Origin of the sequence: Parasutterella muris, from assembly GCF_943193095.1 — a bacterium.
Classification (GTDB): Bacteria; Pseudomonadota; Gammaproteobacteria; order Burkholderiales; family Burkholderiaceae_F; genus Parasutterella; species Parasutterella muris.
Genome location: NZ_CALPCV010000055.1, coordinates 1 through 3,591, shown reverse-complemented (window position 1 = coordinate 3,591; position 3,591 = coordinate 1). Strand labels below are relative to the sequence as shown.

Below are 3,591 nucleotides of genomic sequence, written 5' to 3'. Positions count from 1 at the left end.
TTTCATTAGTGTAGATATCTGTTCTTCAACTTTCATTGTTGACTCCCTAAGTAGTCAACTTTTTTCAGGACAAGACAGTACTAAGAATCCATCCGTGCTGGGTCCGTATTTTTCGCAGAGCGACTGCATGTTGCTCAACCCGTTGCCGCAGACGCCCATAGAGAAGCTTAAACCGCCGACCGCAAAAAGCATTCCCTTGAAGTTTCTGCCGAGAAAATTGAAATAAACCCAGCACGCATAAATAACATTAAGAAGAAGCTCAAGAAACGTGATGAGCAAAACTTCCCAAGTGACAGATCCGATCATGTCGAGTCGAAGCGAACAGGTCGAAAGAGCAATAAAAATTGTCAGAATGACTTTGGTCAGCGTTCTGAGCGCAAGACCGTCAACGCTGAAAAAATTTGTCTTATCTGCGAAATTTCTTATCAGTATCGCGAAAATCATGCAGCTGACATAATCCGGAATGAATACATCCTGTAGAAAATAATGATTAAACAAGTCGCCCAAAGCCATACAGACGAAACTCAGCGCAAGAATCTTCATGCACTCGACGGTGTGCTGCTGATAAAAAGGTCTTGGGGAGCGAAGGATCGAGCGCGAGAGTCTCTGGTTGTCAAATTCAGTGGAATTCGGATTTTTGAGTTTGTACTTGCTGATGAGATACTCGCCAAGGGGCGCGCCGATCATGAGAGAAAGAATCATGCCGAGCGTCACAACGCCGGAAGCCATCTGGGCGGCGCCGGAAATCGCGTCAAGCCGTTCAATGGTCGGCGCAAAATTATTGACCGTATCATAGCCTCCGATCATGGAGATCGTGCCGACTAAAAGACCTAAATGTTTATGCAGCCCGAGCATCTCGCAGGCGCCGATTCCGACAAGGGCCTGAAGCACACCGAGCACCAGAGCCAAAGCCCAAAACAGTATGGAAACCCAGGCACCCCGACTGATGAGCTTCCACGTTCCAAAGAGTGCGAGCATTGTCAGGAAAAACCGAAGCACAATGGAATTGAGACTGACGTCAAAATCAATAATCGCGGTGTCCGTGATGCGAAAAAGAAGAATAATCCCTGCGACAGGGAGACCTCCGATAAAAGGAACCGGAATCGAAAGCTTCTGCAAAAGAGGGATTTTTGACTTAATTAATCGGCCTAGAAAATAACTGACCAGCGCGATCCCCAAGAAAACAAAAGCATTTGGCTGAATATGCAGGATATTTTGTATGACTTGGTCGTCCATATCGCCTTGGTAACTGCCCGTATTGAATAGATTTTAAGAGTTAGATAATCTTGTTTAGTATATCCTCTTAGGGTCAAACCAGAAAAATTTAGAAATGAAGATAGAACTCAAACCTGTCACACTTGAACAGCTTCCGCTCTTAAAAGAGCAGCTTCCTAAACTTCAGACCGGAGACTGCAATTTATCGATTGCCTCCGTCATCGGAAGAGCGGAAGAGTATCAAATTAAATGGGGTTTAGTAGAAGGCGAACTGGTTTTAAACTGGATGCCTTACCCGGATATTCCTGCAGCTTATGTCCTGCCGCTGCAAAGCGAAAATATCCTCAAAATTATGCAGACGCTTGAGTGCAGCTGCAAAGACTGTAAAGAACCCTTGATTCTGTTTGGCCGGTTTACCTATATGACCGAGAAAATCTCCGAACTGATGCGCTACCGCAATTTCATTACGGTGTCTTCAAATTCCTGGTGGGACTACGTCTACGACAGATCCCGCATCGAAACACTTGAAGGCCGCGATCTGCACGGAAAACGCAATTTCAATAAGCGTTTTTACAAAGCCTACCCCGATGCGGCCTTTGTTCCGCTTGACGCGCCAATGATTGAAAAATGCCGCGGCTTTTTAGCAAAATGGTATGAAGCGCACGGGGAAATGACAGAGTCGCTCCAAGCGGAAAAAGTCGCGATTGAATTCGCGTTCGATCATTTCGAAGACTTCGGCCTGATCGGAGGCGCACTCGTCAACGGAGACGACATCTTCGGATTTACCTACGGCTCCGGCGTCGGCGGCGATATTTTCTCAGTCCATATTGAAAAAGCCGATCGAAACGTTACCGGCGCGTACCCTGCTCTGGCTTCCGCTTTCGCAAAAGCGCTGCCGGAAGAATTCAAACAGATCAATCGCGAAGAAGACTTGGGATTGGCCGGCTTGAGAAAAGCGAAAGAAGATTGGTCGCCCTCGACAATGATTCGTAAGACGCTGATGAGAATTCAGCGTGATGAGAGCCGTATCGAATAATTTAAGCGTAGTTCTGCAAAAGAGCCGAGACCGAAGTAAGGTCTCGCTCAAAAATCAACTTAAGCGGGATTGAAATATCCGCTTGCGGATCCTTTGGCGCACAAAGAGATGAATCCTCAAGCGCGTGATACAGCAGTCCCGCTTTTGTCATCAGTTCTTTGCCTTCCAATTCACTCTTTCGATCCCGAACAAGGCCGAGCACCTTTTTGACAAACGGATCAGCATCCGCGTCATTCCTTATCAGCGCAGGAACAATTTCTTCTGTCTGAATGACGGATTCAAAACCGAAATGCTGAATCGGTTCATGAAATCCTTCTTTATCGCCGTGCCAATTCGAGAGCGAATCAAAGCCGTTCAAAAGGTAAGAAATAATCCTGTCGGCAATCTGATCCAGATCCTGCGGCGTGTGAATTTCGTAATCGCAGGCCCAGACGACCTCTTCTGCAAAATCAACTTTATTGATGATTCTGAGAAGGTAATACGTGTCGCTTTTACGGCTTAAAGAAAAATAATCCTGAATCATTTCTGAATAAATACTGTCAACCTACGCTGTGGAAATATATCACGCGTCAGCGCATGAACCACACGGTCAAACTCAATTCAGAACTATGGGAATTTAAAAATAGGAAGGAGGATGTTTGGTGGAGAAAATGTCCTTAGAACAACTCATTAAGAAGAGTTGAGAAATTTTGAGAAGTATTGAGAATATGTTAATAAAAATCTTTTATAAACATAATATTAACTTCTTAATATTTCTCACTCTATAATTTACGAACGAGAAGGCTTGAGAAATCTTGAGAAGTTCTTTGCTATACTTCTGTGGGCCATTTGTGGGCCATTTTTAGGTTCGGCGGATACATTTTTAGGTTCGACGGATACAATTTTTTCGGAGGTTTTTATGGCAAAAGTAACAGCTAAAAATATTTTTAGTCTTCCAGACGGAAGACACACCGTAGCTCCGAATTTAATGCTTCGAGTCAGAGGCAACTCAAGAACTTATGTGATGAGATATAGCATCGGAGGTAAACGAAAAGATAAGAACCTGGGAAGTGCATCAGAACTTTCTATTTCAGAGGCACGTGCTCAAGCTGAACTGTTTCGAGCCGGATTGCAAGAAGGAGTTCTTCCGATTACACCAAGAGAAGTTCTTGCTGAAAAGGTTAATAGGGATTCTTCACCTACATTTGAAAAGTATTCAATAAAGACAATAGACAAAATCGCTGCAGTTAGAATGTGGAAAAATGATAAGCACCGTTATCAATGGTTGTCATTTCCTGAAATCGGTTGACTACTTGATGTTGTTAAACCTAGTTAAAGTTTACTGTTTAAAGAGTAATCCC

Annotated in this window: 4 protein-coding genes; 2 read left to right on the top strand and 2 right to left on the bottom strand. The window is 44.1% G+C overall.

Annotation, left to right across the window (positions count from 1 at the left end):
- Window positions 1–54: 54 nt before the first annotated feature.
- On the bottom strand, window positions 55–1,236 hold the full coding sequence (locus NFR90_RS11450) for a sodium/glutamate symporter (protein ID WP_251453132.1): 1,182 nt from the start codon (window positions 1,234–1,236) through the stop codon (window positions 55–57).
- Window positions 1,237–1,330: 94 nt separating this feature from the next.
- Between NFR90_RS11450 and NFR90_RS11445 the strand changes: the two genes are divergently transcribed.
- On the top strand, window positions 1,331–2,251 hold the full coding sequence (locus tag NFR90_RS11445) for a DUF2156 domain-containing protein (RefSeq protein ID WP_160334508.1): 921 nt from the start codon (window positions 1,331–1,333) through the stop codon (window positions 2,249–2,251).
- A gap of 1 nt (window position 2,252) precedes the next feature.
- Here NFR90_RS11445 and NFR90_RS11440 read toward each other — a convergent pair whose 3' ends face one another.
- Entirely contained in the window at window positions 2,253–2,774 is a 522-nt protein-coding gene (locus NFR90_RS11440; protein ID WP_251453130.1) for a hypothetical protein, read from the bottom strand.
- A gap of 375 nt (window positions 2,775–3,149) precedes the next feature.
- Here NFR90_RS11440 and NFR90_RS11435 point away from each other — a divergent pair, with 375 nt between their 5' ends.
- Window positions 3,150–3,539, top strand: a complete 390-nt coding sequence (locus tag NFR90_RS11435) for an Arm DNA-binding domain-containing protein (protein WP_251453128.1) — start codon at window positions 3,150–3,152, stop codon at window positions 3,537–3,539.
- The last annotated feature ends 52 nt before the right edge of the window (window positions 3,540–3,591 follow it).

Coding starts and splice junctions, on each gene's coding strand:
- NFR90_RS11450 (WP_251453132.1), bottom strand. CDS start 1,236: ATGGACGACCAAGTCATACAAAATATCCTGCATATTCAGCCAAATGCT.
- NFR90_RS11445 (WP_160334508.1), top strand. CDS start 1,331: ATGAAGATAGAACTCAAACCTGTCACACTTGAACAGCTTCCGCTCTTA.
- NFR90_RS11440 (WP_251453130.1), bottom strand. CDS start 2,774: ATGATTCAGGATTATTTTTCTTTAAGCCGTAAAAGCGACACGTATTAC.
- NFR90_RS11435 (WP_251453128.1), top strand. CDS start 3,150: ATGGCAAAAGTAACAGCTAAAAATATTTTTAGTCTTCCAGACGGAAGA.